The following is a 26349-nucleotide window of genomic DNA, read 5'->3' on the forward strand; positions in this document are numbered from 1 at the left end:
CTTCAGGCCCAAGTGGCCAAGGCGTGGTCTGTTACGATAGCCTTGAAGCACTTGTCGATTTCGTTGTGAAGGGCTGTCAACCGGGTTTCGATTTTTTCCAAATCGAACACCTCCCGCTGAGTGACGGAGGCATCCGTATCGATTACGGCGTGCAAGCCTACGTGCTGTGTAAATCGAGGGTCTATATTTGGTGCCAGCGAGGTTAGTTCAACCGGCAGACCAACTTGCCCATGACGAATAATCACGCGCGAGACAAGCTGCCCTGCTGGACTGGTCACGAGCGTTTCACTGACCGAATGTTGGTGCTGCGCGTGGTCGCGCAACGAGAGTCCGAGGACCTCAGGTACAAGAAAGTCTCGCAGCGACTCCTTTTCTCCTGACGGCAACACAGCATCCAGATACCGGAGGCCGATTCTCTCGATAAAATCGAGATGCAGGGCGTCATGCACAGTGCCAAGACCTGCCAACAATGCATGAGAAAAGGCATCGAACGTTTCGTACTCTGTGGTCTGAAACGACAGTGCGTTCGTCTCCAGAACGAACCTTGTGCTGCCCGAAATATCGCCAAACTGGTACCTCGACTGAGGTGTGAAAGTCGGCGCCGCAACCTGGCCATGCTCAATAGCTCCGAAAGGAAGCACAAGTCGCTGGACCACCTCCTGTTTGAAGTCCGGAAAATGCTTTTCCCGCATTTTGGCCTGGATGGCCGAAATGTATGCGTCCAGATTCAGAACAGGGTTGAACTGGATTTGGGCGACGGTGTAGTAGACCGGTGCGTTGCTCAGCCTCTTACCCATGACTTCCTCGACATTAACTTGACAGGCGGGTTGACACTTTACACTGTACTTGACAGATTCACCATCGTAAAGTGCTTGCCGTTGTGTAATGTGACGCAGCGCCAAGCCCAGCATCTCGGTCGTACCTCGCCCGTTCGCGGGTGTCTCTCCAGCCTGTAAGCCTCCAGTCCGGGGCAAACGTTGCGTCCACCGTGTGTTCGCTCTCCGAGGGCAAATCGGTGGCATCTTTGATTCAATGTCGTGCGAAAAAAAACAGGTGGCAAATAGATGTCAATTTCGCGTGGATTGCCACCGAACAAAAAACATCACCCGACCATCGCGTTATACTAACTCATTGATATATAATGATTCTTCCCTAGCCCGGGGTACGGATATGTTCGGTAAAAGCGCGTTCGGGACGTAGAGGCCGGAGGTTCGAATCCTCTCACCCCGACCAGATTTACCTTGTTCGTTCAAGGTTCGAAAAACCGCCGCAGCTTGCTGGGCGGTTTTTTGTTTTCCGGCCGCTTTTCCCAAACTCCCAATTTGCCGCTCGGGCCACATCCCCGGGCGTTCGCGTTAGCGACGCAGTATGCGCGCCGGCTCGCCGCGCCCCCTCTGCTATATTCTCTCCATCCTTTCCCTCATCCTTCACTACGCGTGGAACAACTTCCCTTATGGGCGCAGATCGGCGCCGTCGCCGTGCTGCTCGTCTGCTCCAGCTTCTTTTCCATTTCTGAGACGGCGATGATGGCGCTCAACCGCCATCGGCTGAAACATCTTGCCAATCAGAACGCGCTCGGCGCGAGGACTACACAGGGATTACTGACGCACACCGACCAGCTGTTGAGCGTCGTGCTGATCGGCAACAATCTGTTCAACACGATCATCCCGGTGCTGACTACGTCGATCGCGCTACATACGTTCGGCCGCAACAACCTGGTGCTCTCGATCGCGACCGGGATTGTCGCGTTCCTGATTATCGTGTTCGCCGAAATTACGCCGAAGATCGTCGGCGCCACGTTCCCCGAAAAGATCGCGCTGCCGGCCAGTCTGCTGATCGCACCGCTAATGCGTGTCGCGAAGCCGCTCGTCTGGGTGGTCAACCTGTTTGCGAACGGCATTTTGCGCGTGCTGCATATCAATACGAAAGGCGGCCGCGACCAGCGCCTTTCTACGGAAGAGCTGCGCACCATCGTGCTCGAATCCGGCAGCTTCATGCCGACCAAACACCGCAGCATCCTGCTGAATCTGTTCGACCTCGAAAACATTTCTGTCGACGACGTAATGATCCCGCGCCGCCGCATCGAAGCGCTCGACTTCGACGCGCCGTTCGAGCAGATCCTGCATCAACTCGAAACGTGTTACCACAACAAGCTGATCGTCTATCAGGGCGACATAGACCGGGTTCTCGGCGTGCTGCACGTTCGCAAGACCCTGGCTGCGCTGCACAATCAGGAACTGGAGCGCGAAACGTTGCGCGAACTGCTCGCCGAACCCTATTTCGTACCAACCGGCACGCCGGTATTCCAGCAGTTGCAGTACTTCCAGGAAAGCCGTCACCGCACTGCGCTCGTCGTCAACGAATATGGCGAGCTGCAAGGACTGGTCACGCCGGAAGACATCATCGAGGAGTTGATCGGCGAGTTCACGACTTCCATTCCGCGCGGTGCGAATTCGCGCGGCGGGTGGAACGAGAACGGCGAATGCATTGTTGCCGGCAGTATGCCGCTGCGCGAACTGAACCGCTGGTTGCATCTCACTCTGCCCACCGATGGCCCAAAAACGCTCAACGGCCTGATCCTCGAAATTCTCGAGGACATTCCCGACGGGGACGTGTGTGTACAGATCGGCGAGGTAAAACTCGAAGTGATGCGCAGCGACGACCAGGCGATCCGCACGGTCAAGCTGTTCAAACCGCCCGCACGCACAAAAGCCCTCAAAGCATTGCGCGGCTAACTCCTCCACGCAGCAGCATTGCACACGGGCACGACGCCCGCCATTAGCCAAACGGCTGAATGGCGGCACCGATCGTGTTCCCGGAAGATGACGCCATTCTGTTCACAGGCGGCTCATCACCGGTCTCACATGCAAGCTTCCCCTCAACGCGCGGCAGCGCCACAGCGAACCATCGCGTTCGACCATGAGCGCGCGTCGAAAGCGAAACACGGCGCGTTCGCGAGCGAAGCGAGCGCCGGCACCAACGCCATGCCGGCCGATTCCGATAGCGCGCCTGCCGTGCGACTGTTGACCGACACGTTGCAGGAAGCAACCCGCCGCAACGCGTCCGACCTTCACATCGAACCTGCGGAACATGGCTGGCGCGTGCGTCTGCGAATCGACGGCGTGCTGCACGAAATCCCTGCGCCGCCGGCTCATCTGCGCGACGCTTTCATCACGCGTGTCAAGGTGCTCGCGCGCATGGATATCGCGGAACGGCGCGTCCCGCAGGACGGGCGGTTGCGAATCGCCACGTCGCGCGGCCGGGTGGAAGACTATCGCGTCAATTCGCTGCCCACGCTGTTCGGCGAAAAACTGGTGCTGCGCAGGCTGGATGCGTTGCCCACCGATCTCTCGCTCGACTCGCTCGGTCTCGACATGAATCAGCGCGAAACACTCGACGCCGCGATCCGCGCGCCGCATGGTCTGGTGCTCGTCACTGGACCGACCGGCAGCGGCAAAACGCTGTCGCTTTACTGTTTCCTGAGTCTGCTCAACAGCGAGGCGCGCAATCTCTGTTCGGTAGAAGATCCGGCGGAAATACAATTGGCGGGCATCAATCAGGTCAGCGTCAGAGAAAAGTCGGGCCTCACTTTCGCGGTCGCGCTGCGCGCGTTTCTGCGGCAGGACCCGGACGTCATCATGGTGGGCGAAATCCGTGATGAAGAGACTGCGGACGTCGCCGTAAAAGCTGCGCAGACCGGCCACCTCGTTCTCTCGACCTTGCACACGAACGACGCGCCTTCCGCGGTTGCGCGACTGATCGACATCGGCGTCGAGCCCTACAACCTGGCCGCCGCGCTGCGCATGGTGACTGCGCAAAGGCTCGTGCGCCGCCTGTGCGTCGCGTGCCGCCAGCCTGCGCCGCATTCAACCGCAGCGCTGCGTGCAGCCGGTTTCGCTGACCATCAGCTCGACGGCTGGCAGCCTTACGCGGCCGTCGGCTGCGCGACGTGTCACGGCATTGGCTATCGGGGGCGAGTGGGCATCCATCAGGTGATGCCCGTCTCCGACGCCATGCGCGAGTTGATCGTCGCGAGCGCCGGCACGCACGAGCTTGCGCGGCTTGCGCAAAGCGAGCGCGTCACCACGTTACGCGACGCGGCGCTCTCACGCGTGCGCGATGGCACCACCAGCCTCGCCGAAGCACTCGCCGCGACGGAGGTCGCATGAGCACCGTGCTGGTTCATCAGTCGCCGGCCGCCGACCTGCGGTTCAAATGGCGCGGCGTCGATACGGAAGGAACGCAGAAACACGGCGCGCTGATCGCACCGGATGCGCAGGCCGCCCGCGCAATGCTCAAGCGCGACCGGATGTTCGTCGTCGAACTTGCTGCGCAAGGGCCGGCACCTCGTCCCAAGGCGCGCGCGGTCGATGTCACGCTCTTCACGCGGCAGCTGGCCAGCCTGCTGCGCGCCGGCTTGCCGCTCGCACCTGCGCTCGATCTTCTCGCGCAAGCGCAGCCCTCGCGACGTCACGACTTGCCGCGCATCGCGGCCGCACTGGCTCGCGACATCACCGGCGGGCTGCGTTTCTCGGCGGCTTTGCAGCGGCATCCCGCGCAATTCAATGCGCTGTATTGCCAACTGGTCGAAGTCGGCGAGGCGGCGGGCGCGCTGGCTGCGGTGTTAGCGCGCATCGCCGAGGACCGTGAACGCGCCGCCGCGCAGCGTGGCAAAGTGCGCGCAGCGCTAACCTATCCCGTGGTGATTCTGCTGCTGGCTCTGGCGATCACAGCGGCGCTGCTGGTGTGGGTGGTGCCCACTTTCAAACAGATTTTCGACGGGTTCGGCGCCCAGCTGCCGGCCCCCACGCAATTTGTGCTGGCACTGTCGTCCGGCGCGGCGCGCTGGAGCGTCCCGTTGATCGTGCTAACCGCCGCCGCGAGTTCGGCGATGACCTTTCTGCTGAAACGTTCCGAACCGGCGCGTATCCGTTTTGCACGGCTCGCGCTGAAAATGCCGGTCGCGGGCCCACTGCTGCGCACGCTATGCGCGGCACGCTGGAGCCGAGCCCTCGGCACGTTGCTGTCAGCCGGCACGCCGCTCGCCGATGCTTTCGATTCACTCACACACGCCACCGGCAACGCTTTCTTCGACCGCGCCACTGCGCAGATCGCCACCCGCCTCAGGCGCGGCGAGCGGCTCGCCGCCGCCATGCACGCCGCGCACTGCTTCGCGCCGGAGGTCGTCCAGCCGGTTGCAATTGCCGAGGAGTCCGGAGCACTCGACACCATGCTGATCGACGTGGCGTCTCTCGCGGACCGGCAGGTGGATGAACAGATCGCCACGCTTTCGAGCCTGTGCGAGCCGCTCGTTATCGTCGTGCTGGGCGCGCTGGTCGGCGGCCTTGTAATCGCGATGTATCTTCCCATTATTCAACTCGGCAACGTGGTGTAGGATCGCAGCCGAATCCATCCTTTATCTATGCAGGCAATCTCCCCATTCGTGTCAGACACTTCCACCGGCCTGCTTTCGGGCGTGCTGTCCGGTCACTTTGCGTCCGGTCTGGGCATCGCGTTCCGCAGTTTGCCGGGCGGCGTGCAGTTCACGTTCGCGATCGTGTTGGGGCTCGTGATCGGCAGCTTTCTGAATGTGGTCGTGCATCGTGTGCCGATCATGCTCGAGCGCGCGTGGCGCGAGGAAGTCAGCGAGGCAACCGACGAGCCGCTCGAAGACGACGGCCTTCCCGCCCGCTACAACCTGTGGGTGCCAGGCAGCGCGTGTCCGCACTGCGGGCATGCGCTGAGCGCCTGGGAAAACCTGCCGGTGCTCAGCTACGTGCTGCTGCGCGGGCGCTGCTCGGCATGCAAGGCGCACGTGAGCTTGCGCTATCCGCTAGTGGAACTAGGCAGCGCTGCGCTTGCGGCCGGGGCGCTCGCCGTGTTCGGCCCGACTGGCGCCGCGCTCGCCGCATTTGGCCTCTGCGCAATGTTGCTCGCCATGAGCGCGATCGATGTCAACACGCACCTGTTGCCCGATTCGATGACGTTGCCCTTGCTGTGGGCCGGCATCATCGTCAATCTTGACGGCACGTTCGCGAGTCTGCACGACGCCGTGCTCGGTGCGATCTTCGGTTATCTCGTGTTGTGGGCGGTGCACTGGCTTTTCCGCCTGGTGCGAGGCGTCGAAGGGATGGGTTATGGCGACTTTAAACTGCTGGCGGCGCTCGGCGCGTGGCTCGGCTGGGCGGCGCTGCCGCAGATCGTGCTGATTGCGGCTGTCGCGGGCGCGGTGGTCGGTCTTGCGGCTACGTGGCGCGGCCGCATGCGTTTCGAGGAGCCGCTGCCGTTTGGGCCTTTTCTCGCAGTGGGCGGCGCTGTTACGCTGTTTCTCGGCACACCGCTCTACATGGCTCTGGGAGGCTGACGCATGTTTGCTGTGGGACTGACAGGCGGCATCGGCAGCGGCAAATCCACCGTCGCCGATCTGTTCGCCGCGCATGGCGTACCGCTCGTCGACGCTGATCTGATCGCACATCGCGTAACCGCGCCGCACGGCATTGCAATGCCGCAGATCGCCGCGGAATTCGGCGCTGAATTCGTCGCGCCCGACGGCTCACTGGACCGCGCCCGCATGCGAACCCTCGTCTTCAGCGACGAGACCGCGCGCAAGCGCCTCGAAAGCATCACCCATCCGCTGATTCGGGCGGAGACCGAGCGCGAGCAACGGGAAGCCCAAGGTCCGTATGTGATCGTCGTGGTACCGTTGCTCGTGGAGTCGGGCAGTTGGAAAAATCGTGTGGACCGCGTCTTGACCGTGGATTGCAGCGTCGGGACGCAGGTTGAGCGCGTGATGAAACGCAATGGCTTTAGCCGCGAACAGGTGCTCGCAATCATTGCCCGGCAGGCGACCCGGGAAGCACGCCTTGCCGCAGCCGACGACGTCATCGAGAACGACGACGCGCCGCTCGACGCACTCAGAGCGCAGGTCGACGCGCAACACAGCGCGTATCTGGCGCTCGCGGGCGCGTGAGGGCACGGGAGAGCGCGTCGGCCGTATCGGGAAGCGTCGAGAACGGGTTGAACTTTACGCACGGTTAAGAGCCGAATGCAGCGAGAAAACCGCCCCAAACACACCAGAAAAGTTGCAAAAGCACGCGGAAAAAGTGTGTGATTGCTAGGGTAGTCTCACGGCATTAGAATGTTCTGCATTCCCGTCACCGACCACGCCCGAGGCGAGCCCGCTTGATCCTTTACGAGTATCCCTTCAACGAGCGAATCCGGACGCTATTGCGCCTCGAAGACCTGTTCGAGCGCTTCACATTCTTTCTGACTCAGGAAGACGCCAGGGAACACCACGTCGCACTGACCACGCTGTTCGAGATCTCGGAGGTTGCGGGTCGCGCGGATCTGAAGTCGGATCTGATGAAAGAGCTCGAGCGTCAACGGCAGACGCTGGCGCCATTCCGCGGCAATCCGGGCATCGAGCAAAGCGCGCTCGAAGCGGTGCTGGGCGAAATCGAACAAACGCTGGCGGGCCTGTCGCAGATGCAGGGCAAAACCGGCCAGCATCTTGCGGAAAACGAGTGGCTCGCGAGTATTCGCAGCCGCGCGATCATTCCGGGCGGCACCTGCAAATTCGACCTGCCGTCATATTATGCGTGGCAACAACTGCATCCGGACCAGCGTCGGCAGGACATTGCGAAGTGGGTTACGCCGTTGCTGCCGCTGCGCGACGCGGCCACTATCGTATTGCGTCTCGCGCGCGAGTCAGGCCAGGCATCCAAGGTCATGGCCATGCAAGGCAGTTACCAGCAGATGCTGTCAGGCCGCTCGTATCAATTGATGCAAGTGCGCGTGGCACCTGAATTGCGGGTCATCCCCGAAGCCAGCGCCAACAAGTACATGCTGTGGGTGCGTTTTACGGTGCAGGACGGCGATCTGCGTCCGCGCGCTGTGGATGTCGACGTGCCCTTCCAGTTGACGCTCTGCAGCCTGTAGCGGGCCGATCGGCGCGCGTGTGACGTCGGTTGCATTCCGCGTGGCAGCACGAATCGAGGGGCCGCGACTTTGAAGCCGCCAAAAACGCCCCTATATTCGTTACTTGTTCTACTTGCGATTGACCGCCTGACCGTATGCCTACCGTCGTCAAATGCCCTACTTGCGGAAAGGACGTCCGCTGGACTCCGGAAAGCCGCTTCCGCCCTTTTTGCTCGGATCGCTGCAAGCAGATCGATCTCGGCGCCTGGGCCGCCGAAAAATACAAGATCGGCGGGAACGACCAGGAAGCCTCGTCCGATGAGCGACCGGCCGGCGAGCACAACCCGCACTGAGCGCGGCCTCCGCTTCTAGTTCTTCTCCGCTGCCAGCCATTCCAGCACGGGAATGGTGGCCGGCAACAACGGCTCGACATCGGCCGGCAGCTTTTGCCAGACAAACGCCTGACCTTCGCGGCCGTGCGGTTCGCCGATCCACTCTGTCACCTTGCAGAAGAATAACCGCACGTAAGCGTGCGGATAATCGTGCTCAAGCGTGTGCCACAGGTGGCTCGCCTTGACCTCGATTCCAAGTTCTTCGTGCAGTTCCCGAGCAAGCGCGGCCTCGACCGACTCGCCCGCTTCCAGCTTGCCGCCCGGAAACTCCCAGTAACCCTCATAGGGCTTTCCAGCCGGACGCTGCGCGAGCAGGTACCGCCCGTCTGGCTGAACCAGCACGCCGACGGCCACTTGCGTCACCTTGCGACCGGCCGCGTTTGTTTCGACATCGCTCATGCGGGGGCCGAACTCGAAGTCTTGCGCCCGGACCAGTCGCGAGCGAATTGCCACGCCACTCGCCCCGAGCGCGAACCGCGTTCGAGTGCCCACACCAGCGCGTCGCCGCGGGCGGCCTCGACTTCCGCGTCGTCGCAGCCGAAGTGCCGCAGCCAGTGGCCGATAATCGACAGGTAGTCGTCCTGTTTGAACGGGTAGAAGCTAACCCACAGCCCGAACCGCTCGGACAGCGAAATCTTTTCTTCCACCAGTTCGCCAGGATGAATCTCGCCGTCCGACGTGTGCTTGTACGTCTCGTTGTCGCTCATATACTCGGGCAGCAAATGGCGGCGATTCGACGTGGCGTAGATCAGCACATTGTCGGACTGCGCGGCAATCGAGCCGTCGAGCGCGACCTTCAGCGCCTTGTAACCCGACTCACCGTCTTCAAAAGACAGGTCGTCGCAAAACACCACGAAGCGCTCCGGCCGCTGCGCGATCAGGTCGACGATGTCGCCGAGATCGTGCAGATCGTCCTTGTCCACTTCGATCAGGCGCAGGCCGTCTTTCGCATACGCATTCAGGCAGGCCTTGATGAGCGACGATTTGCCCGTACCGCGTGCACCCGTCAGCAGCACATTGTTGGCCGGCTGTTTGTGCACGAATTGACGCGTGTTCTGCTCGATCAGCCCTTTCTGACGATCAATATTCTGCAAATCGTCAAGCGTGATCGTCGAAATGGCCGGTACCGGTTGCAGGTAGCCGCGGCCCTGACGCTTGCGCCAGCGGAACGCCACTGCGGCCGACCAGTCGATTTCCGGTGCAGCAGGAGGAAGCATGGCCTCCAGGCGAACGAGCACGGCTTCTGCCCGGGTCAAAAACTGTTCGAGTTTGTCCATGGTTTTAGGTAAGCGGCGCACAGGCCGCGCAATGAACCTGGTTACGAACGATAGTCGGCGTTGATGCTCACGTAATCGTGCGACAGATCGCAAGTCCAGATCGTGGCTTGCTCGTCGCCGCGGCCGAGTACGACGCGAATGCCGATCTCGCTCTTCTTCATGACGCGCTGGCCGTCTTCTTCACGGTAGGCCGGATTGCGGCCGCCGGCAGTAGCCACCAGCACGTCGTCCAGATATAGATCGATCTTGCCGACGTCGAGATCGTCCACGCCGGCATAGCCGATGGCCGCCAGGATGCGGCCAAGATTCGGGTCCGATGCGTAGAAAGCCGTTTTGACGAGCGGCGAATGCCCGATCGCATAAGCGATCTTGCGGCATTCGGCCACGTTCGCGCCGCCTTCCACTTGCACGGTCATAAATTTGGTCGCGCCTTCGCCGTCGCGCACGATCAGTTGTGCGAGGCTTTGGGCGACCGCGGTCACCGCGTCGCGCAGCGCTGCATAAGCGGGCGAATCGGTGGACGTAATCGCAGGCAGGCTCGATTTACCCGACGCGATCAGGATGAACGAATCGTTGGTCGACGTATCGCCATCGATCGTGATGCAATTGAACGAACGATCCGCCACGTACTTGACCAGCGCGTCGAGCACCGGCTGTGCGACCGCGGCGTCGAACGCGAGGAAACCGAGCATGGTCGCCATGTTCGGCTTGATCATGCCCGCGCCCTTGCTGATACCGGTAAGCGTGACGGTGTGGCCGTCGATCGTGACCTCGCGCGAAGCGGCTTTGGGCAAAGTGTCCGTGGTCATGATCGCCTGCGCAGCGTCGTACCAGTTGGCTTCCTTGCGGTTCGCCAGCGCGGCAGGCAGACCAGCCTTCAGACGGTCGACCGGCAGCGGTTCGAGAATCACGCCGGTGGAAAACGGCAGCACCTGTTCCGGCGCGATGTCCACGAGACGCGCGAGTTCTGCGCAGGTTTCGCGCGCCGCCACGAGGCCCGGCTCGCCCGTGCCGGCGTTGGCGTTGCCCGTGTTGATCACCAGCGCGCGAACCGGCTTGCCGCCGGCGCGCACGCGCTCCAGGTTCTCGCGACACACGGTAACCGGCGCCGCACAGAACCGGTTCTGCGTGAATACGCCGCCTACCGTCGCGCTTTCGTCGATGGAGATGACCAGCACGTCTTTACGGTTCGGCTTGCGGATATTCGCCTCGGCCCAACCGAGCGTGACGCCGGCGACAGGGTGGAGTTGAGCGGGTTCGATCGAAGGGAAATTGACAGCCATGGTCGCGACCTGTCGAAGAAATGCCGGCAGATGCCGGCATCGCGGATACGGAAACTGATGGCGTAGGCGTGCTGCCGAACCACCGCGAAATCAACAACAATCAGCGCGTAAAACGAAGCGGCGCGCCCATTAGCGCGCCGGCTTCGGCATTACGCGATCTTGCCGTGGCACTGCTTGTACTTTTTGCCGCTGCCGCACGGGCACGGATCGTTGCGCCCAACCTTCGGCACGTTGTCGGCCGTGACGTTCGCAGCAACCGCCGCTTGCGACGACGAAGCATGGCTCATTGCGTCGCCAATCATGGCGGCCGTGGCTGCTTCGACGGCGGCCGGTGCTGCTGCGGCAGCCTCGGCGAATTCGGCATGACGGAACTCGACGTTTTCGAGGTGGCCGCCCTGCTCTTCGAGTTGCTCGGCGGCCTGTTCCAGTTGTTCCGGCGACTGGATCTGCACGTTCATCACCACCCGCGTGACTTCGAGCTTGACGGCGTCGAGCATCGCGGCGAACAGTTCGAAAGCCTCGCGCTTGTATTCCTGCTTCGGATTCTTTTGCGCATAGCCGCGCAAATGGATGCCCTGACGCAGATGGTCGAGCGCGGCCAGATGTTCCCGCCAGCTGCGGTCGAGCGTTTGCAGCATGATCGAGCGTTCGAACGCGCTGAACGACTCGCGGCCGACCAGTTCGACCTTCGCCTCATAAGCCTCGTCCGCGGCGGCCTCGACGGCTTCGAGAATCTCGTCCGCGCTGATCGAGTTCGACTCGTTGATCATTTCCTGGATCGCGAGATCGAGCTGCCATTCGTTGCGCAGCACTTCTTCGAGCTCGGGCACATCCCACTGCTCTTCGATGCTGCCCGCCGGCACGAACTGATGAACGATATCCGCAATCACGCCATGACGCATTGCGCCGATGGTTTCGGTGATGTCGTTCGCTTCGAGCAATTCGTTGCGCTGCTGGTAGATCACCTTGCGCTGGTCGTTCGACACGTCGTCGTATTCGAGCAGCTGCTTGCGAATGTCGAAGTTGCGCGCTTCCACTTTGCGCTGCGCCGATTCGATCGAACGCGACACGATGCCCGCCTCGATCGCCTCGCCTTCCGGCATTTTCAGGCGGTCCATGATCGCGCGCACACGGTCGCCCGCGAAAATGCGCAGCAGCGGGTCTTCCAGCGACAGATAGAAACGCGACGAACCCGGATCGCCCTGACGGCCGGCACGGCCGCGCAACTGGTTGTCGATGCGGCGCGATTCGTGACGCTCGGTGCCGATAATGTGCAGGCCGCCGGCGGCCTTCACCTGATCGTGCAGAGCCTGCCACTCGTCGTGCAGCTTCTGGATGCGGCGTTTCTTTTCGTCCTCGGCGATCGTTTCGTCGAGTTCGATGAACGACGCCTGCTTTTCCGCGTTGCCGCCCAGCACGATGTCCGTGCCGCGACCGGCCATGTTCGTGGCGATCGTGATGCGCTTCGGACGGCCGGCTTCGGCCACGATTTCGGCTTCACGCGCATGCTGCTTGGCGTTCAGCACTTCGTGCGGCAAACCGGCCTGCTTCAGCAGGTGCGATAGCAACTCGGAGTTTTCGATCGACGTCGTGCCGACCAGCACTGGCTGACCGCGCTCGTAGCAATCGCGGATGTCGCGGATCACCGCGTCGTAACGTTCCTTGGCCGTCTTGTAGATCTGATCCTGCTTGTCGATCCGCTTCGGCGGACGGTTGGTCGGGATCACGACCGTTTCGAGACCGTAAATCTCGTTGAATTCGTACGCTTCCGTGTCCGCCGTGCCGGTCATGCCGGCCAGCTTCGCATACATCCGGAAGTAGTTCTGGAACGTGATCGACGCGAGTGTCTGGTTCTCGCTCTGGATCTTCACGTGTTCCTTCGCCTCAACCGCCTGATGCAAACCGTCCGACCAGCGGCGACCCGACATCAAACGGCCGGTGAATTCGTCGACGATAATGACTTCGCCGTTCTGCACGACGTAGTGCTGGTCTTTATGGAACAGCGTGTGCGCGCGCAACGCGGCGTACACGTGGTGCATCAGCGTGATGTTTTGCGGCGCGTACAGGCTTTCACCGTCGCCGATCAGGCCCCACTCGGCGAGCAGACGCTCGGCCTTTTCGTGGCCGGACTCCGTGAGGAATACCTGGCGGCCTTTTTCGTCCAGCGTGTAGTCGCCCGGCTTTTCCACGCCGGTGCCGTCCGCTTTTTCTTCGCCGATCTGGCGTTCGAGCAGCGGCGGCAGCGCGTTCATGCGCACGTAGAGTTCGGTGTGATCTTCGGCCTGGCCGGAGATGATGAGCGGGGTACGCGCTTCGTCGATCAGGATCGAGTCGACCTCGTCGACCACCGCGAAATTCAGCGCTCGTTGCACGCGCGCTTCGGTCTCGTAGACCATGTTGTCGCGCAGGTAGTCGAAGCCGAATTCGTTGTTCGTACCGTACGTGATGTCCGCGGCATACGCTTCCTGCTTCGCGCCGTGGTCCATCTGCGACAGGTTGATACCGACCGACAGGCCCAGGAAGTTGTACAGACGCGCCATCCATTCGGCGTCGCGCTGCGCGAGATAGTCGTTCACCGTGACGACGTGCACGCCGCGGCCCGACAACGCATTCAGGTAGACCGGCAGCGTAGCCACCAGCGTTTTACCCTCACCCGTGCGCATTTCGCCGATTTTGCCGTAGTGCAGAACCATGCCGCCGATCAGCTGCACGTCGAAGTGGCGCATTTTCAGCACCCGCTTGCTGGCCTCGCGACAGACCGCGAAGGCTTCGGGCAGCAGCTTGTCGAGCGACTCGCCGCTTGCCACGCGCTGGCGGAATTCACCCGTTTTGGCGCGCAGTTGATCGTCCGTCAATTGCTCGATCTGCGGTTCGAGCGCATTGATCGCCGCGACGGTCTTTTGATATTGCTTGACTAGCCGCTGGTTGCGACTGCCAAAAATCTTCTGTAGAAAACCGGTGGTCATCGGATCGGTGTCTGCGTCGCGGCTTCGGCTGGGAAGCGGCGTGCGGTTTCATGCACGTGCGCTCCGGGGGTCGGAAGGGCCTCGGCGGCTTAGTCCAAGAGTGAATTCGAATCGGGCATTTTAGCACGCGCCCCCGCGTGCGCCTGTGTCCGCGGTGCGACGACTGCCGGGGGTCCGGAGGCTATTGCGGCGCCACCGAAGGGCGCGCACAGGGGCGAGTCCGCCTACGTCCCGCGCGGTACAATCGCAACGTGACGCGCATTGGGTGCGCACACGCCTATGCCATCAAACATGAGCCGTTTTCCTTCCTTTTCAAGGCCGCCGCCCAGACAGTTCACCGCGCGCCGCCCGCAGCCGCTCGCTGAAGTGCTCAGTCGCACCGACGCGTTTGCAGCGCTGCGCGCGGGCGTCGAACAGATCGCAGCGCTCGAAAAGGATCTGCGGGAATTGTTGCCGGACTACCTGGGCTCCAGCGTGGAGCCGGGCTTCATCAAGGAAGGCGTGCTGGCGCTATTCGCCGCTCACAATGCGCTTGCCGCGCGCCTGCGGCATCTCGAACCGCGTTTGCTGTCGGATTTGCAGCAGCGCGGCTGGCCGGTCAACTCGCTGCGGATTCGCGTGCGGCCGCAACCGGCCAAAGCGCCACCGCCGGTGAAACAGGCGCGCATGTCTGCGGCTGGCGTGAATGCGCTGCACGAGTTGAGCGAGTCGCTCGCGCCGTCGCCGTTGCAGGAGGCGCTGGCGAAGATGGCGGCACGGCACCGGAAAAATCGCTGAACAAACAAAAAGCGGCCCTGAGGGCCGCTTTCGTTATCTACCCACGTTTCTGAAATTTCACACGAAACGTCGGCGGAATCTTAAGCAAATGCTGTTTGCGTCTCGAACGCGAAACCGCGTGGCGCTTTTTGCGTGTCGTCGAACGTGACGATTTCGTACGCATCTTCGTGGGCCAGCAGTTCGCGCAGCAGCGCGTTGTTCAGCCCGTGCCCCGACTTGTACGCCGTGTACGACGCCAGCAGCGGATGGCCGACTACATACAGATCGCCGATCGCGTCGAGCATTTTGTGTTTCACGAATTCGTCGTCGTAACGCAAACCGTCGTTGTTCAGAATGCGGTACTCGTCCAGCACGATCGCGTTGTCCATGCTGCCGCCGCGGGCCAGGCCCAGTTCACGCATCATTTCCACTTCATGCGCGAAGCCGAACGTGCGGGCGCGTGCGATTTCACGCACGTAGGACGTATTGGCAAAATCCACTTCCAGCGCCTGACCGGTTTTATCGACGGCGGGGTGACGGAAATCAATCGTGAACTTCAGTTTGAAACCAAAAAACGGGTCAAGACGCGCGTGTTTATCGCCATCGCGAATCTCGACCGGCTTGGTGACCTTGATGAACTTCTTCGCTGCGCCTTGCTCTTCAATGCCAGCCGACTGGATCAGGAACACGAACGAACCCGCGCTGCCGTCCATGATCGGAATTTCTTCGGCAGTGACATCCACGTACAGGTTGTCGATGCCCAAGCCCGCGCATGCCGACATCAGATGCTCGATGGTGGACACGCGCGCGCCGTCTTTCTGCAACACCGAAGCGAGCCGCGTATCGCCAATCGCCATCGCCGTCGCTGTAATATCCACCGGCGTAGGCAGATCCACGCGCGAAAACACGATGCCGGTATCCGGCGCCGCGGGGCGAAGCGTCAAGTTGACCTTGCGACCGGAATGCAGGCCGATCCCGACGGTCTTGACGATTGATTTGATAGTGCGCTGCTTCAACATGGTGGTCTTCTATTCGATTGAAAATCCCAATCGGGACTTTTTATTCCATAGCACGAATTATACTCCATCACCCTAAGGAGCGTCGTTGCGCGGAACGTATCAATCTGTTTCGCTGCATTACCCAATGGGCGCCCGTCAGGAAAGCGTGACGGGCCGACGTCCCGGAACGGAGGCGTTTCCGGTCGTCGGCCCGCGTAACGGCCTGTCACAAAAGCGTCTTCTCGACCGTTGCCGACGCACAACGCGCGCTGCGCGTTGCCGCTGCGAAGGTCGTGAGACCCGCCGTAACTAGCTCAACGTGGCGAGAATACTTGCTGCATCGCTGACTTCGAATTTGCCGGCGGCCTCGACGTTCAACGTCTTGACCACGCCGTCGTCGACCACCATCGCGTAACGCTGGGAACGGATTCCCATGCCACGCGCCGACAAATCCTGCTCCAGACCAAGCGCTCGCGTGAAAGCCGCACTGCCGTCCGCCATCATGCGCACCTTGCCCGAGGCGTGCTGATCGCGTCCCCACGCGCCCATTACGAACGCGTCGTTGACGGACACGCACCAGATTTCGTCGACGCCGAGAGCGCGCAACTTCTCGGCATGCTCGACATAGCCCGGTACATGTTTGGCCGAACAGGTCGGCGTGAACGCGCCCGGCAATCCAAAAATCACCACGCGCTTGCCCGCCGTCTGCTCGAGCACGCTGAAGCTGTTCGGCCCCAGCGTGCAGCCCGCCCGCTCGTCTTCGACAAATTCGAAAATCGTAGCGTCGGGTAGCTTTTCACCTGCCTGAATCATGCTCAGTCCTTTGCATCGATGCGAAGCACGCTCGCACGTCGTCGTGTCGCAGTGAAATTGGCGCGCCGCCTTGCGTAACTCCTTTCAGGGCGCCGCCAGCCGGCGACAATGGCCCAATCCGCTTCGCGAATCGAAGAGGGCACCTGTCCTTGTCGCGAATTTTTGACAATACGCGACTTGTTCGCCGTTCACCCACCACGCTCGTGCATTCGTCCGCCAGCGCGTGACAAAACCGCGCGGCAACGAAAGCCTGCCCCGTGCGCTCAGTCCGCCTGCTTGCGCAGGAACGCCGGAATGTCGTACGTATCGACGCCCTTTTCCTGCAGCGCCTGCACGTGCGAAGCCGCCGTATCACGCGACGTGCGCCACACAGCCGGTGTATCCAGCGCGCCGTAATCCGCCGTGTTCGCCTGTTGCGGTGCATACGAGCCATGTTGCATCGTGCCGACCGGCTGGTTGTCCGTGCCGGTGCGCAGCAGCGTCATCGGCGCCGACTGCTGCTTCTTCGCCGCGCGGCCCAGACCCGTTGCCACGACCGTCACGCGCAGCGCATCGCCCATTGCATCGTCGTACACCGCGCCGAAGATGACCGTTGCGTCTTCTGCAGCGTAGCTCTTGATCGTGTTCATCACTTCGCGCGTTTCCGACAGACGCAGCGAACGGCTCGACGTGATGTTCACCAGCACGCCACGCGCGCCCGACAGATCCACACCTTCCAGCAGCGGGCTGGCGACAGCCTGCTCGGCCGCGAGACGCGCGCGATCGACACCGGCCACCGTCGCCGTGCCCATCATCGCCTTGCCCTGCTCGCCCATGACCGTCTTCACGTCTTCAAAGTCGACGTTCACCAGACCGTCGACGTTGATGATTTCCGCGATGCCGGCAACTGCGTTGTTCAGAACGTCGTCTGCGCACTGGAAGCACTTGTCCATCTCGGCGTCGTCGCCCATCACCTCGAACAGCTTGTCGTTCAGGACGACGATCAGCGAGTCGACGTGATCCTCCAGTTGCTGCGAACCGGCTTCTGCCACGCGCATGCGCTTGCCGCCTTCGAATTCGAAAGGCTTGCTGACCACGCCAACGGTCAGAATGCCCATTTCCTTGGCGATCTGCGCGACCACGGGTGCTGCGCCCGTGCCCGTGCCGCCGCCCATGCCGGCGGTGATGAAGACCATGTGCGCGCCGCGCAGTGCGTCGGCGATGCGCTCACGTGCTTCTTCCGCTGCTGCGCGGCCCATTTCCGGCTTGGCGCCAGCGCCCAAACCCGTGTTGCCCAACTGGATCACCGCCGTGGCGCGCGAACGCGACAGAGCCTGCGCGTCCGTGTTCATCACGATGAAATCGACGCCTTGCACGCCTTTGTTGATCATGTGCTGCACGGCATTGCCGCCAGCGCCACCTACTCCGACCACCTTGATGATGGTGCCGTTCGTTTCGGTTTCCAGCATCTGGAATTCCATGTTGCCTCCGTCAAGATAAAAAATTACAGCCACTTCGGCCGTTATTCGGCAGGAGATCGGGCAACCTCCCGTCGCGCGCCAGCCGCCGGCACCAACGCGTATTTTTCAAACCGTGCTGCAACAGCCAACCGCACAAGCAAAAGCAAAAAGCAAAAGCAAAAATGGATGCGTCAGAAGTTGCCGAGGAACCAGTCCTTCATGCGCGTGAACACCTGGCCCATCGAGCCCGACTGCACCGCGACCTTGCGGCCACGCATGCGCTGCGAGCGTCCTTCGACGAGCAGGCCCATTGCCGTCGAATAGCGCGGGTTGCGCACGACGTCGGCGAGACCGCCTGCGTACTCGGGCACACCGATACGCACCGGCTTCAGGAAAATGTCCTCGCCCAGCTCGACCATGCCGAGCATCATCGACGCGCCGCCTGTCAGCACCACGCCGGAACTCAGCAGTTCCTCGTAACCCGACTCGCGCACCACCTGCTGCACGAGTGAAAACAGCTCTTCGACGCGCGGCTCGACCACCGCCGCCAGCGCCTGGCGCGATAACGTGCGCGGACCGCGTTCGCCGAGACCCGGCACTTCGATCATTTCGTCCGGATCGGCCAGCGCCTGTTTGGCGATGCCGTAGTCCACCTTGATGTCTTCCGCGTCCGGCGTCGGCGTGCGCAGCGCCATGGCGATGTCGCTCGTGATCTGGTCGCCCGCGATCGGAATCACCGCCGTGTGACGAATCGCGCCTTCGCTGAAAATCGCAATATCTGTCGTGCCGCCACCGATATCGACCAGCACCACGCCGAGTTCCTTTTCGTCTTCTGTCAATACCGCGAGCGACGACGCGAGCGGCTGCAGAATCAGGTCGTTCACTTCGAGCCCGCAACGGCGCACGCACTTCACGATGTTCTGCGCCGCGCTCACCGCGCCGGTGACGATATGCACCTTCACTTCCAGCCGGATGCCGCTCATGCCGATCGGCTCGCGCACATCTTCCTGACCGTCGATGATGAATTCCTGCGTCAGGATGTGCAGCACCTGCTGATCGGTTGGGATGTTGATCGCCTTCGCCGTTTCGATCACGCGCGCCACGTCCGTTTGCGTGACCTCTTTCTCCTTGATCGCCACCATGCCGCTCGAATTGAAGCTGCGGATATGGCTGCCGGCGATTCCGGTGAATACATTCGTGATCTTGCAGTCGGCCATCAACTCGGCTTCTTCGAGCGCGCGCTGAATAGACTGCACGGTGGCCTCGATGTTCACCACGACGCCTTTTTTGAGCCCCTTCGATTCGCTCTGGCCGAGGCCGATCACCTCGTAGTGACCCTCGCCCTTCAACTCGGCGACAATGGCCACGACCTTCGACGTCCCGATGTCGAGGGCGACCAGCAGATCTTTATAGTCTTTACTCATAGCGTGCTCATTGCGTGTGATGTCCGTTTACTTCTTGCCTTTGTCGGGTTCGCTGATAAAGCGCATGCCAGCGGCACGAATCGCGAAACCGTTCGGATAGCGCAAGTCCGCATACTCGATATCCTTTCCCCAACGTTGCGTCACTGCGCCCCACGCCGCCGTCAGACGTTTGCTGCGATCGAGCAGCGTGTCCTGATTGCGTTCGCGGCCAAGTTCAACCTGCGTACCATTCGACAGCTTCACCGTCCACGCATAACGCGCCGACAGCGTGACTTCTTCCGGCGTCGCGCCGAGCGGCGCAAACCACTTCTGGAAATCGTGATAGCGCGCGACGACTTCTTTGGCCGTGCCGTCCGGTCCATCGAACGCGGGCAGTTCCTGATCGAGCTCGCCCTGATTGGCGGTGAACAGATCGCCGTCCACGCTCACGAGCTGATCACTGCCCCAAGTTCCCAGCGGTTTGTACTCCTCCAGCGTGACAGCCAGCGCGTTCGGCCAGACTCGCCGCACACTGGCGTGACGCACCCACGGCATCTGCTCGAACGCCTGGCGCGCGACGTCGAGATCCACCGTAAAAAAATTGCCCTTCAGGCGGCCGACCACACCCGCGCGCACCGTGGGCGAATTGATGTGCTCCGTATCGCCGTCGATCTGGATTTCGCGCAGTGCGAAATTCGGCCGCTGAATCAGCCAGTAACCGCCTGCCGCCAGCAGCGCGAGCACCAGCAACGCATGCAGTGCGTTGGCGGCGAAATTGAGCTGGCGAACGTTGTTCCACATGGTGTTGCTTTCGGGTCGCCCCGGTTAGTCCTTCAACGTCAGCGCCAATACGCTGACAACCAGATCCTGATAGCTGATCCCCACCGCACGCGCCGCTTTCGGCGGCAGCGAGTGATCGGTCATGCCAGGCGCCGTGTTCACTTCGAGAAAATACGCGTTGCCTTGCGCATCGAGCATGAAATCGGCGCGGCCCCAGTCGGTGCAGCCGAGCACGTCGAATGCGCGACGCGCCAGCGCCTTCAACCGCGTTTCCTCTTCCGGCGCGAGACCGCACGGGATCAGGTACTGCGTGTCGTTGGCGATGTACTTCGCGTGGTAGTCGTAGAACTCGCCGGCCGGCACGATGCGGATCACCGGCAGATCGAGATCGCCCGCAATGCACGCCGTGTATTCGCCACCGCCTTCAATGCTCTTTTCCACCACGACGATCCTGTCGTATTGGACTGCTTCGATCAGCGCCGCCGGCAACGCGTCGGCGCTCTTGACCTTGATCACCGCGACGCTCGACCCTTCGCTTGCCGGCTTCACGAAAAGCGGCAAGCCGAGCTTTGCGACGATCTCTTTCGAGCGCGCTTCATAGTCGTCGCCGCGCATTACAGCCTCGAACGGCGGCGTGGGGATACCGAGTTGCTGCCACACGAGCTTGGTGCGGAATTTATCGAGCCCGAGCGCCGAGCCGAGTACGCCGCTGCCGTTGTATCTGATGCCGTAAAAGTCGAGCGCCCCCTGAATCTGGCCGTTTTCGCCATAGCCGCCATGCAACGCGATAAACGCGCGGTCGAAGCCTTCCGCTTTCAGGTCGGCGAGCGGACGCTCGGACGGATCGAACGGATGCGCGTCGATACCGGCGTCGCGCAATCCCTGCAGCACCAGGCGGCCGGACGTGAGCGACACCTCGCGCTCAGCGGACTCGCCGCCGAGCAGTACGGCTACCTTGCCAAATCGTTTCGGGTCGATACTGCTCATCTCACACCTTGTTTTCCTGCGCGAGACGACCCGGCACGCCGCCGATCGAACCCGCACCCATCGTAATCACCACATCGCCATCGCGCACGATTGCTGCAAGCGCGTCCGGCACTTCATCCACCGTATCGACGAACACCGGCTCGACCTTGGCCGCCACGCGCAACGCTCGCGCCATCGCGCGGCCGTCTGCGGCGACGATCGGCGCTTCACCGGCCGAATAGACTTCGGTCAGCACGAGCGCGTCTACCGTCGACAGTACTTTCACGAAATCTTCGAAGCAATCGCGCGTGCGCGTGAAGCGGTGCGGCTGGAACGCGAGCACGAGACGCCGGCCCGGGAATGCGCCGCGCGCCGCCGCAATCGTGGCCGCCATTTCGACCGGGTGATGACCGTAATCGTCGACCAGCGTGTACTCGCCCGCGGCGCGGCCTTCGGAGACGACCGGCACTTCGCCGTAGCGTTGGAAGCGTCGGCCGACACCGTTGAAATCCGCCAGCGCTCGCTGGATATCGGCATCTTTCACTTCAAGTTCAGTCGCAATCGCAATAGCGGCCAAAGCATTCTGCACATTGTGTTCGCCGGGCAGGTTCAACACGATGTCGAGCGCCGCCGCGTCTTCGCGCATGGCCGTGAAATGCATCTTGCCGCCATGCGCTTTTACGTTGACCGCGCGCACCTGGGCATCCGGCGCAAAGCCATAGCGAATGATGGGCTTCGACACGAACGGCAGGATCTCCTTCACGTTCGGATCATCGACACACAGCACGGCAATGCCATAAAACGGCAGACGGTGCGTGAATTCGATGAACGCCTGCTTGAGTCGCGCGAAATCGTGACCGTACGTGTCCATGTGATCCGCGTCGATATTCGTGATGACTTCGATCACCGGAAACAGGTTCAGGAACGACGCATCCGACTCGTCCGCCTCCGCGACGATGAAATCGCCCGTGCCGAGCCGCGCATTCGCACCCGCGCTGATCAGCCGGCCGCCGATCACAAAAGTCGGATCGAGTCCGCCCGCGGCGAGCACACTCGCGACCAGCGAAGTCGTCGTGGTTTTGCCATGCGTGCCGGCAATCGCGATGCCCTGCTTCAGGCGCATCAGTTCCGCGAGCATCACCGCACGCGGCACGATCGGAATGCGGCGATGGCGCGCCGCCAGCACTTCCGGGTTGTCGCTGCGCACGGCCGTGGACACCACCACGGCGTTGGCGCCTTCAATGTTTTCCGCCGCGTGACCGATCGCGATCCGCGCGCCGAGCGTGGCGAGGCGATCAGTCACCGCGTTGCTCGACAGATCCGAGCCGCTCACCTGATAGCCGAGATTGACCAGCACCTCCGCGATGCCGCTCATGCCGACACCGCCGATGCCGACAAAGTGAATATGTTTGACGATATGTTTCATTGCTTTCCTTCTGGGCTCGCGCCCGAATTCGAACCCGCCACGCTTGCGCAGATCTGCGCGACCTGCTGCGTGGCGTCGGGTTTCGCGAGCGAGCGCGAACGCTCCGCCATCTCCGCCAGCGTCTCCCGCGTCTGGCTGCGCAACCAGTCGGCGAGCATGTGCGCCGACAGATCGCGTTGCTGCACGACCAGCGCCGCGCCGTTGTCGGCGAGAAACGCTGCATTGGTTGTCTGGTGATCGTCTACGGCATAGGGGAACGGCACGAAAAACGCCGCCACGCCGACCGCCGAAATCTCCGACACCGTCATCGCGCCCGAGCGGCAGATCACCAGGTCGGCGTTCGCGTAGGCGCTCGTCATGTCGTCGATGAACGGCACGAGTTCCACGCTCGTCTGTTCATGCTCACCCGTTTGCAAACCGGCTGCCGCGTAGTTCTCGCGCAGCGCGTCGATGTGCTTCGCGCCCGCCTGATGCACGATGCGCGGACGTTCGTTCGGCGCAAGCAGCGCGACTGCGCGCGGCACCACTTCGTTTAACGCAGCCGCGCCCAGACTGCCGCCCACCACGAGCACATTCAGTGGACCGCTGCGTTGGGCGTAGCGTGCTTTGGGTGCGATTGCGCGCGCAAGTTCCTCACGAATCGGGTTTCCGGTCCATTCGCCGTGCGGCAGTGCATTCGGGAACGCAACGAGCACGCGTTTGGCGAGCTTCGCAAGCACCTTGTTGGCGAGGCCCGCAATTGAATTCTGTTCATGCAAAACCAGCGGACGGCCGCTCAACGCGGTCATCAGACCAGCCGGGAAAGTGATGTACCCACCCATGCCGAGCACGACGTCCGGCTTCACGCGACGCAGCACGCTCAGACTTTGCGTGCACGCACGCAGCAGATTGAGCGGCAGCATCAGCTTCGTCGTGATGCCCTTGCCGCGCACGCCGCCAAAACGCACGTATTCCATCGGGATGCCGTGCTTCGGCACGAGCGTCGCTTCCATGCCGGCGGGATTGCCGAGCCATACGACCTTCCAGCCCCACGCCTGCATCAGGTGAGCGACCGCGAGCCCCGGGAACACATGCCCCCCGGTGCCACCGGCCATCACCATCAGCGTGCGTTGCGGCAGAACGGTCATACTTTCCCTCCGCGCATCAACACCCTGTTCTCGTAATCCACACGCATCAAAACGGCCACGGCGACGCAGTTCAGCAAAATACCCGAGCCGCCATAGCTGACGAGCGGCAGTGTCAGCCCCTTGGTCGGCAGCAAACCGAGGTTCACGCCCATGTTGATGAAGGTCTGCGCACCGAACCAGATGCCGACGCCCTTCGCGACGAGACCCGCAAACGTGCGGTCGAGTGCGAGTGCCTGACGGCCGATCTCGAACGAACGGCGCACGATCCAGTAAAACATCAGGATCACCACGAGCACGCCGACAAAACCGAGTTCCTCACCGATCACCGCGAGGATGAAGTCGGTGTGCGCTTCCGGCAGATAGTTGAGTTTTTCGACGCTGCCGCCGAGGCCCACACCGAACCACTCGCCGCGACCGAATGCGATCAGCGAATGGGTCAACTGGTAAGCCTTGCCTTGCGCATAGCGGTCATCCCACGGATCGAGATACGCGAAGATCCGCTCGCGACGCCACGGCGACGCCCACACCAGCAGGCTGAACGTGCCGACCGCCGTCGCTACCAGGCCGCCGAACAGTTTGCCGTTCACGCCGCCGAGGAACAGCACGCCCATCGCGATGGCGGCGATCACCATGAAGGCGCCCATATCCGGCTCGAGCAGCAGCAACGCGCCGACGAGACCCACGGCAACCGCCATGGGCAGAAAGCCCTTGGCGAAGCTGTGCATGTATTCCTGTTTGCGCACGGTGTAGTTCGCGGCGTAAATCGTCACCGCGAGCTTCATGATTTCCGACGGCTGCATGTTCGTGATGCCGAGCGGAATCCAGCGGCGCGCGCCGTTCACGCCCTTGCCGACGTGGGGAATCAGCACGACCACCAGCGCGGCGAGCGCGATCAGGAACAGCTTGGGCGCATACTTGTCCCACGTCGAAATGGGAATGCGGAACGACACGACGCCGATCACCGCGCCCATCACCACGAAGATGATCTGGCGCAGCAGGAAAGCGTAGTCGCGATACGACGCGTACTTCGGCGAATCCGGCATCGCAATGGACGCCGAATACACCATCACGACGCCAAGACCCAGCAGCGCGACGACCACCCACAGCAGCGAGTGATCGTAATCGAGCATCCGCGAACGCAGCGGGCGCACGCCGTTGACGGCGCTCGCCAGCCCGCTGCCGCCGGAGCGGCTGGACCCGCGCGCCGCGCCGCCCGCACCGGCTGCGTCGCCAGCAGCGGCCTCACGTGAACCGAAACGTTCCGACCAGCTCATATTATTGTCCCCCGTTCGGCCGCGATCTCTTCCACCGTGCCGCGGAACACTTCCGCGCGGTGGGCGTAACCCTTGAACATGTCAAAGCTCGCGCAGGCCGGCGACAGCAGCACGGCGTCGCCCGGTTCGGCGAGCGCAGTGGCCGCGCGCGTGGCGTCTTCGAGCGTGGTGTGCTCGGTCATCGCAATGCCGGTGTGCTCCAGCGCGGCGCGAATCTGCGGCGCGTCGCGGCCGATCAGCATCACCGCGCGGCACCAGCGCGTGACCGGCGCGGCGAGCGGCTCGAATGCCTGGCCCTTGCCATCGCCGCCCGCGATCAGCACGACGCGCTGTGCGAGACCGTCCAGCGCGGCAACGGTCGCGCCGACGTTGGTGCCCTTGCTGTCGTCCACATAATCGATGCCTTCGATCGACGCGATCAGTTCCACGCGATGCGGCTCGCCCCGATACTCACGCAAGCCGTGCAGCAGTGGCGCGCCGGGCAGGCCGATCGCACGCGCGAGCGCATACGAGGCCAGCGCGTTCGCGGCGTTGTGCAATCCGCGAATGCGCAAAGCGTCTGCGGGCATCAGCCGTTTGAGCGCAATGTCCGGCGGCGTCACCGTGTCGTTCTTGCGACGGCGCTTCGGCTTCGGCTCGTCGTTCGCGTCACGGTCGTGTGCCTCGACCAGCCAGACCATCCCGTTATCGCGCAGCAGACCATAGTCGCCGTCGTTCTTCGGCTCGGTCACGCCGAACGTGATCATTTCGGCGTCACTCGACTCCGACGGCGCCAGCGCCATCACACGCGAGTCGTCACGATTGAGCACGCGCACGGTCTGCGGTCCGAAGATGCGGCCCTTCGCGGCGGCGTAAGCGTCGAGGCCGCCATGCCAGTCGAGGTGATCCTGCGTGATGTTCAGCACCGCGGCGGCGTCCGGTTCGAACGTGTGCGCCGTTTCAAGCTGGAAGCTCGACAGTTCCAGCACCCAGACGTCGGGCAGCGCGGTGGTGTCGATTGCTTCCATGAGTTTGTCGAGCAGCGACGGGCTGATGTTGCCCGCCACCGCGACCGTCTTGCCGGCGCGCTCGCACAGCAAGCCGGTGAGGCTCGTCGTCGTGGTCTTGCCGTTGGTGCCCGTGATCGCCACGACTTTCGGCGCGTAGCCGCTTTCGCCCAAAGCGCTCAGCGCTTGAGAAAACAGTTCGAGTTCGCCCCACACCGGAATGCCCTGCTCTCTGGCCGCGGAGATCAGCGGCAGCAGGTCGGCCGCGAGCGGCGACAGACCCGGGCTGATCGCCACGAGATCTACCCCTTCGAGCAGCACCGGCGAAAACGGGCCGCCGACGAAATCGGCGTCGACGCGGTGCGCTTGCAGTGCGGACAGGCTCGGCGGCACTTCACGCGTGTCGGCCACACGCAGCCGACAGCCGTGCCGCGCGCACCAGCGCGCCATGGCGAGACCGGATTCACCCAGTCCCAGCACGAGCACCATCGGCTTTTGCCGATCCCGAAACTTCTCGCCGAACATCGCCTGCTTCCTTTAATACCT

The 26349-nt window shown here is 62.4% G+C and carries 23 protein-coding genes; 8 read left to right on the forward strand and 15 right to left on the reverse strand.

Translation table 11 applies throughout. The features are described 5' to 3' along the window. Window positions 1-2: 2 nt before the first annotated feature. A complete protein-coding gene (locus AAGS40_RS12915) occupies window positions 3-797 on the reverse strand; it encodes a TIGR04255 family protein (RefSeq protein ID WP_345811824.1) in 795 nt (264 codons plus the stop codon). 639 nt (window positions 798-1436) lie between these two features. Here AAGS40_RS12915 and AAGS40_RS12920 point away from each other — a divergent pair. From AAGS40_RS12920 to yacG, 7 genes are all read left to right on the forward strand, one after another. Then, a complete protein-coding gene (locus AAGS40_RS12920; RefSeq protein ID WP_345811825.1) occupies window positions 1437-2735 on the forward strand; it encodes an HlyC/CorC family transporter in 1299 nt (432 codons plus the stop codon). Between the two features lie 129 nt (window positions 2736-2864). Beyond that, entirely contained in the window at window positions 2865-4169 is a 1305-nt protein-coding gene (locus AAGS40_RS12925; RefSeq protein WP_345811826.1) for an ATPase, T2SS/T4P/T4SS family, read from the forward strand. Beyond that, on the forward strand, window positions 4166-5395 hold the full coding sequence (locus AAGS40_RS12930; RefSeq protein ID WP_345811827.1) for a type II secretion system F family protein: 1230 nt from the start codon (window positions 4166-4168) through the stop codon (window positions 5393-5395). Before AAGS40_RS12925 ends, AAGS40_RS12930 begins: the two co-directional genes overlap by 4 nt. Window positions 5396-5422: 27 nt before the next feature. After that, window positions 5423-6364, forward strand: coding sequence for an A24 family peptidase (locus AAGS40_RS12935; protein WP_345811828.1), 942 nt, complete (start codon window positions 5423-5425; stop codon window positions 6362-6364). Window positions 6365-6367: 3 nt separating this feature from the next. Continuing rightward, a complete protein-coding gene (coaE, locus tag AAGS40_RS12940; RefSeq protein ID WP_345811829.1) occupies window positions 6368-6970 on the forward strand; it encodes a dephospho-CoA kinase in 603 nt (200 codons plus the stop codon). Window positions 6971-7182: 212 nt separating this feature from the next. Continuing rightward, the gene (gene zapD / locus AAGS40_RS12945) at window positions 7183-7938 is read left to right on the forward strand and encodes a cell division protein ZapD (RefSeq protein WP_345811830.1); all 756 of its coding nucleotides are present in this window, start codon (window positions 7183-7185) and stop codon (window positions 7936-7938) included. Between the two features lie 134 nt (window positions 7939-8072). Continuing rightward, window positions 8073-8270 carry a DNA gyrase inhibitor YacG gene (gene yacG / locus AAGS40_RS12950; RefSeq protein ID WP_345811831.1) on the forward strand — a complete coding sequence of 66 codons (198 nt, stop codon included), beginning with the start codon at window positions 8073-8075 and terminating at the stop codon, window positions 8268-8270. A 15-nt stretch (window positions 8271-8285) separates the two neighbouring features. Here the strand turns inward: yacG and mutT are convergent, their stop codons facing one another. From mutT to secA, 4 genes are all read right to left on the reverse strand, one after another. Further along, window positions 8286-8708, reverse strand: a complete 423-nt coding sequence (gene mutT / locus AAGS40_RS12955; protein WP_345811832.1) for an 8-oxo-dGTP diphosphatase MutT — start codon at window positions 8706-8708, stop codon at window positions 8286-8288. Continuing rightward, a complete protein-coding gene (locus AAGS40_RS12960) occupies window positions 8705-9586 on the reverse strand; it encodes an ATP-binding protein (RefSeq protein WP_345811833.1) in 882 nt (293 codons plus the stop codon). Before AAGS40_RS12960 ends, mutT begins: the two co-directional genes overlap by 4 nt. A 41-nt stretch (window positions 9587-9627) precedes the next feature. Then, window positions 9628-10869, reverse strand: a complete 1242-nt coding sequence (argJ, locus tag AAGS40_RS12965) for a bifunctional glutamate N-acetyltransferase/amino-acid acetyltransferase ArgJ (protein WP_345811834.1) — start codon at window positions 10867-10869, stop codon at window positions 9628-9630. A gap of 149 nt (window positions 10870-11018) precedes the next feature. After that, entirely contained in the window at window positions 11019-13835 is a 2817-nt protein-coding gene (secA, locus tag AAGS40_RS12970) for a preprotein translocase subunit SecA (protein ID WP_345811835.1), read from the reverse strand. Between the two features lie 291 nt (window positions 13836-14126). On the opposite strand from secA, the gene AAGS40_RS12975 reads away from it, so the two are divergent. Then, the gene (locus AAGS40_RS12975; RefSeq protein WP_345811836.1) at window positions 14127-14612 is read left to right on the forward strand and encodes a DciA family protein; all 486 of its coding nucleotides are present in this window, start codon (window positions 14127-14129) and stop codon (window positions 14610-14612) included. Window positions 14613-14692: 80 nt separating this feature from the next. On the opposite strand, the gene lpxC is transcribed toward AAGS40_RS12975, so the two are convergent. The 10 genes from lpxC to murD all read right to left on the reverse strand — a co-directional run bounded on the left by lpxC (window position 14693) and on the right by murD (window position 26328). Next, the gene (lpxC, locus tag AAGS40_RS12980; protein WP_345811837.1) at window positions 14693-15610 is read right to left on the reverse strand and encodes a UDP-3-O-acyl-N-acetylglucosamine deacetylase; all 918 of its coding nucleotides are present in this window, start codon (window positions 15608-15610) and stop codon (window positions 14693-14695) included. 288 nt (window positions 15611-15898) lie between these two features. After that, the gene (locus AAGS40_RS12985) at window positions 15899-16402 is read right to left on the reverse strand and encodes a peroxiredoxin (RefSeq protein WP_345811838.1); all 504 of its coding nucleotides are present in this window, start codon (window positions 16400-16402) and stop codon (window positions 15899-15901) included. A gap of 263 nt (window positions 16403-16665) precedes the next feature. Then, complete coding sequence (gene ftsZ / locus AAGS40_RS12990; RefSeq protein ID WP_345811839.1) at window positions 16666-17862, reverse strand: cell division protein FtsZ; 1197 nt, start codon at window positions 17860-17862, stop codon at window positions 16666-16668. 170 nt (window positions 17863-18032) lie between these two features. Beyond that, a complete protein-coding gene (gene ftsA, locus AAGS40_RS12995; protein WP_007180311.1) occupies window positions 18033-19265 on the reverse strand; it encodes a cell division protein FtsA in 1233 nt (410 codons plus the stop codon). 27 nt (window positions 19266-19292) lie between these two features. Further along, window positions 19293-20045 (reverse strand): cell division protein FtsQ/DivIB, encoded by a 753-nt coding sequence (locus AAGS40_RS13000; RefSeq protein ID WP_345811845.1) that lies wholly within the window; start codon window positions 20043-20045, stop codon window positions 19293-19295. Between the two features lie 24 nt (window positions 20046-20069). Beyond that, window positions 20070-21011, reverse strand: a complete 942-nt coding sequence (locus AAGS40_RS13005) for a D-alanine--D-alanine ligase (protein ID WP_345811846.1) — start codon at window positions 21009-21011, stop codon at window positions 20070-20072. 1 nt (window position 21012) lies between these two features. Then, window positions 21013-22416 (reverse strand): UDP-N-acetylmuramate--L-alanine ligase, encoded by a 1404-nt coding sequence (murC, locus tag AAGS40_RS13010; protein ID WP_345811847.1) that lies wholly within the window; start codon window positions 22414-22416, stop codon window positions 21013-21015. Beyond that, window positions 22413-23543, reverse strand: coding sequence for an undecaprenyldiphospho-muramoylpentapeptide beta-N-acetylglucosaminyltransferase (murG, locus tag AAGS40_RS13015; RefSeq protein ID WP_345811848.1), 1131 nt, complete (start codon window positions 23541-23543; stop codon window positions 22413-22415). The genes murC and murG overlap by 4 nt, the downstream gene beginning before the upstream one ends. Next, on the reverse strand, window positions 23540-24817 hold the full coding sequence (ftsW, locus tag AAGS40_RS13020) for a putative lipid II flippase FtsW (RefSeq protein WP_345811849.1): 1278 nt from the start codon (window positions 24815-24817) through the stop codon (window positions 23540-23542). Before ftsW ends, murG begins: the two co-directional genes overlap by 4 nt. Then, window positions 24814-26328: a UDP-N-acetylmuramoyl-L-alanine--D-glutamate ligase gene (gene murD, locus AAGS40_RS13025; RefSeq protein WP_345811851.1), complete on the reverse strand. Its 1515-nt coding sequence runs from the start codon at window positions 26326-26328 to the stop codon at window positions 24814-24816. Before murD ends, ftsW begins: the two co-directional genes overlap by 4 nt. Between the last annotated feature and the right edge of the window lie 21 nt (window positions 26329-26349).

This window comes from Paraburkholderia sp. PREW-6R (genome assembly GCF_039621805.1).
Lineage (GTDB): Bacteria > Pseudomonadota > Gammaproteobacteria > Burkholderiales > Burkholderiaceae > Paraburkholderia.

Excerpts from the sequence above, each read along its gene's own strand:
- AAGS40_RS12915 (WP_345811824.1), bottom strand. The coding sequence starts at position 797 with ATGGGTAAGAGGCTGAGCAACGCACCGGTCTACTACACCGTCGCCCAA.
- AAGS40_RS12925 (WP_345811826.1), top strand. The coding sequence starts at position 2,865 with ATGCAAGCTTCCCCTCAACGCGCGGCAGCGCCACAGCGAACCATCGCG.
- AAGS40_RS12930 (WP_345811827.1), top strand. The coding sequence starts at position 4,166 with ATGAGCACCGTGCTGGTTCATCAGTCGCCGGCCGCCGACCTGCGGTTC.
- AAGS40_RS12935 (WP_345811828.1), top strand. The coding sequence starts at position 5,423 with ATGCAGGCAATCTCCCCATTCGTGTCAGACACTTCCACCGGCCTGCTT.
- coaE (WP_345811829.1), top strand. The coding sequence starts at position 6,368 with ATGTTTGCTGTGGGACTGACAGGCGGCATCGGCAGCGGCAAATCCACC.
- yacG (WP_345811831.1), top strand. The coding sequence starts at position 8,073 with ATGCCTACCGTCGTCAAATGCCCTACTTGCGGAAAGGACGTCCGCTGG.
- mutT (WP_345811832.1), bottom strand. The coding sequence starts at position 8,708 with ATGAGCGATGTCGAAACAAACGCGGCCGGTCGCAAGGTGACGCAAGTG.
- AAGS40_RS12960 (WP_345811833.1), bottom strand. The coding sequence starts at position 9,586 with ATGGACAAACTCGAACAGTTTTTGACCCGGGCAGAAGCCGTGCTCGTT.
- argJ (WP_345811834.1), bottom strand. The coding sequence starts at position 10,869 with ATGGCTGTCAATTTCCCTTCGATCGAACCCGCTCAACTCCACCCTGTC.
- secA (WP_345811835.1), bottom strand. The coding sequence starts at position 13,835 with ATGACCACCGGTTTTCTACAGAAGATTTTTGGCAGTCGCAACCAGCGG.
- AAGS40_RS12975 (WP_345811836.1), top strand. The coding sequence starts at position 14,127 with ATGAGCCGTTTTCCTTCCTTTTCAAGGCCGCCGCCCAGACAGTTCACC.
- lpxC (WP_345811837.1), bottom strand. The coding sequence starts at position 15,610 with ATGTTGAAGCAGCGCACTATCAAATCAATCGTCAAGACCGTCGGGATC.
- AAGS40_RS12985 (WP_345811838.1), bottom strand. The coding sequence starts at position 16,402 with ATGATTCAGGCAGGTGAAAAGCTACCCGACGCTACGATTTTCGAATTT.
- ftsZ (WP_345811839.1), bottom strand. The coding sequence starts at position 17,862 with ATGGAATTCCAGATGCTGGAAACCGAAACGAACGGCACCATCATCAAG.
- ftsA (WP_007180311.1), bottom strand. The coding sequence starts at position 19,265 with ATGAGTAAAGACTATAAAGATCTGCTGGTCGCCCTCGACATCGGGACG.
- AAGS40_RS13000 (WP_345811845.1), bottom strand. The coding sequence starts at position 20,045 with ATGTGGAACAACGTTCGCCAGCTCAATTTCGCCGCCAACGCACTGCAT.
- AAGS40_RS13005 (WP_345811846.1), bottom strand. The coding sequence starts at position 21,011 with ATGAGCAGTATCGACCCGAAACGATTTGGCAAGGTAGCCGTACTGCTC.
- murC (WP_345811847.1), bottom strand. The coding sequence starts at position 22,416 with ATGAAACATATCGTCAAACATATTCACTTTGTCGGCATCGGCGGTGTC.
- murG (WP_345811848.1), bottom strand. The coding sequence starts at position 23,543 with ATGACCGTTCTGCCGCAACGCACGCTGATGGTGATGGCCGGTGGCACC.
- ftsW (WP_345811849.1), bottom strand. The coding sequence starts at position 24,817 with ATGAGCTGGTCGGAACGTTTCGGTTCACGTGAGGCCGCTGCTGGCGAC.
- murD (WP_345811851.1), bottom strand. The coding sequence starts at position 26,328 with ATGTTCGGCGAGAAGTTTCGGGATCGGCAAAAGCCGATGGTGCTCGTG.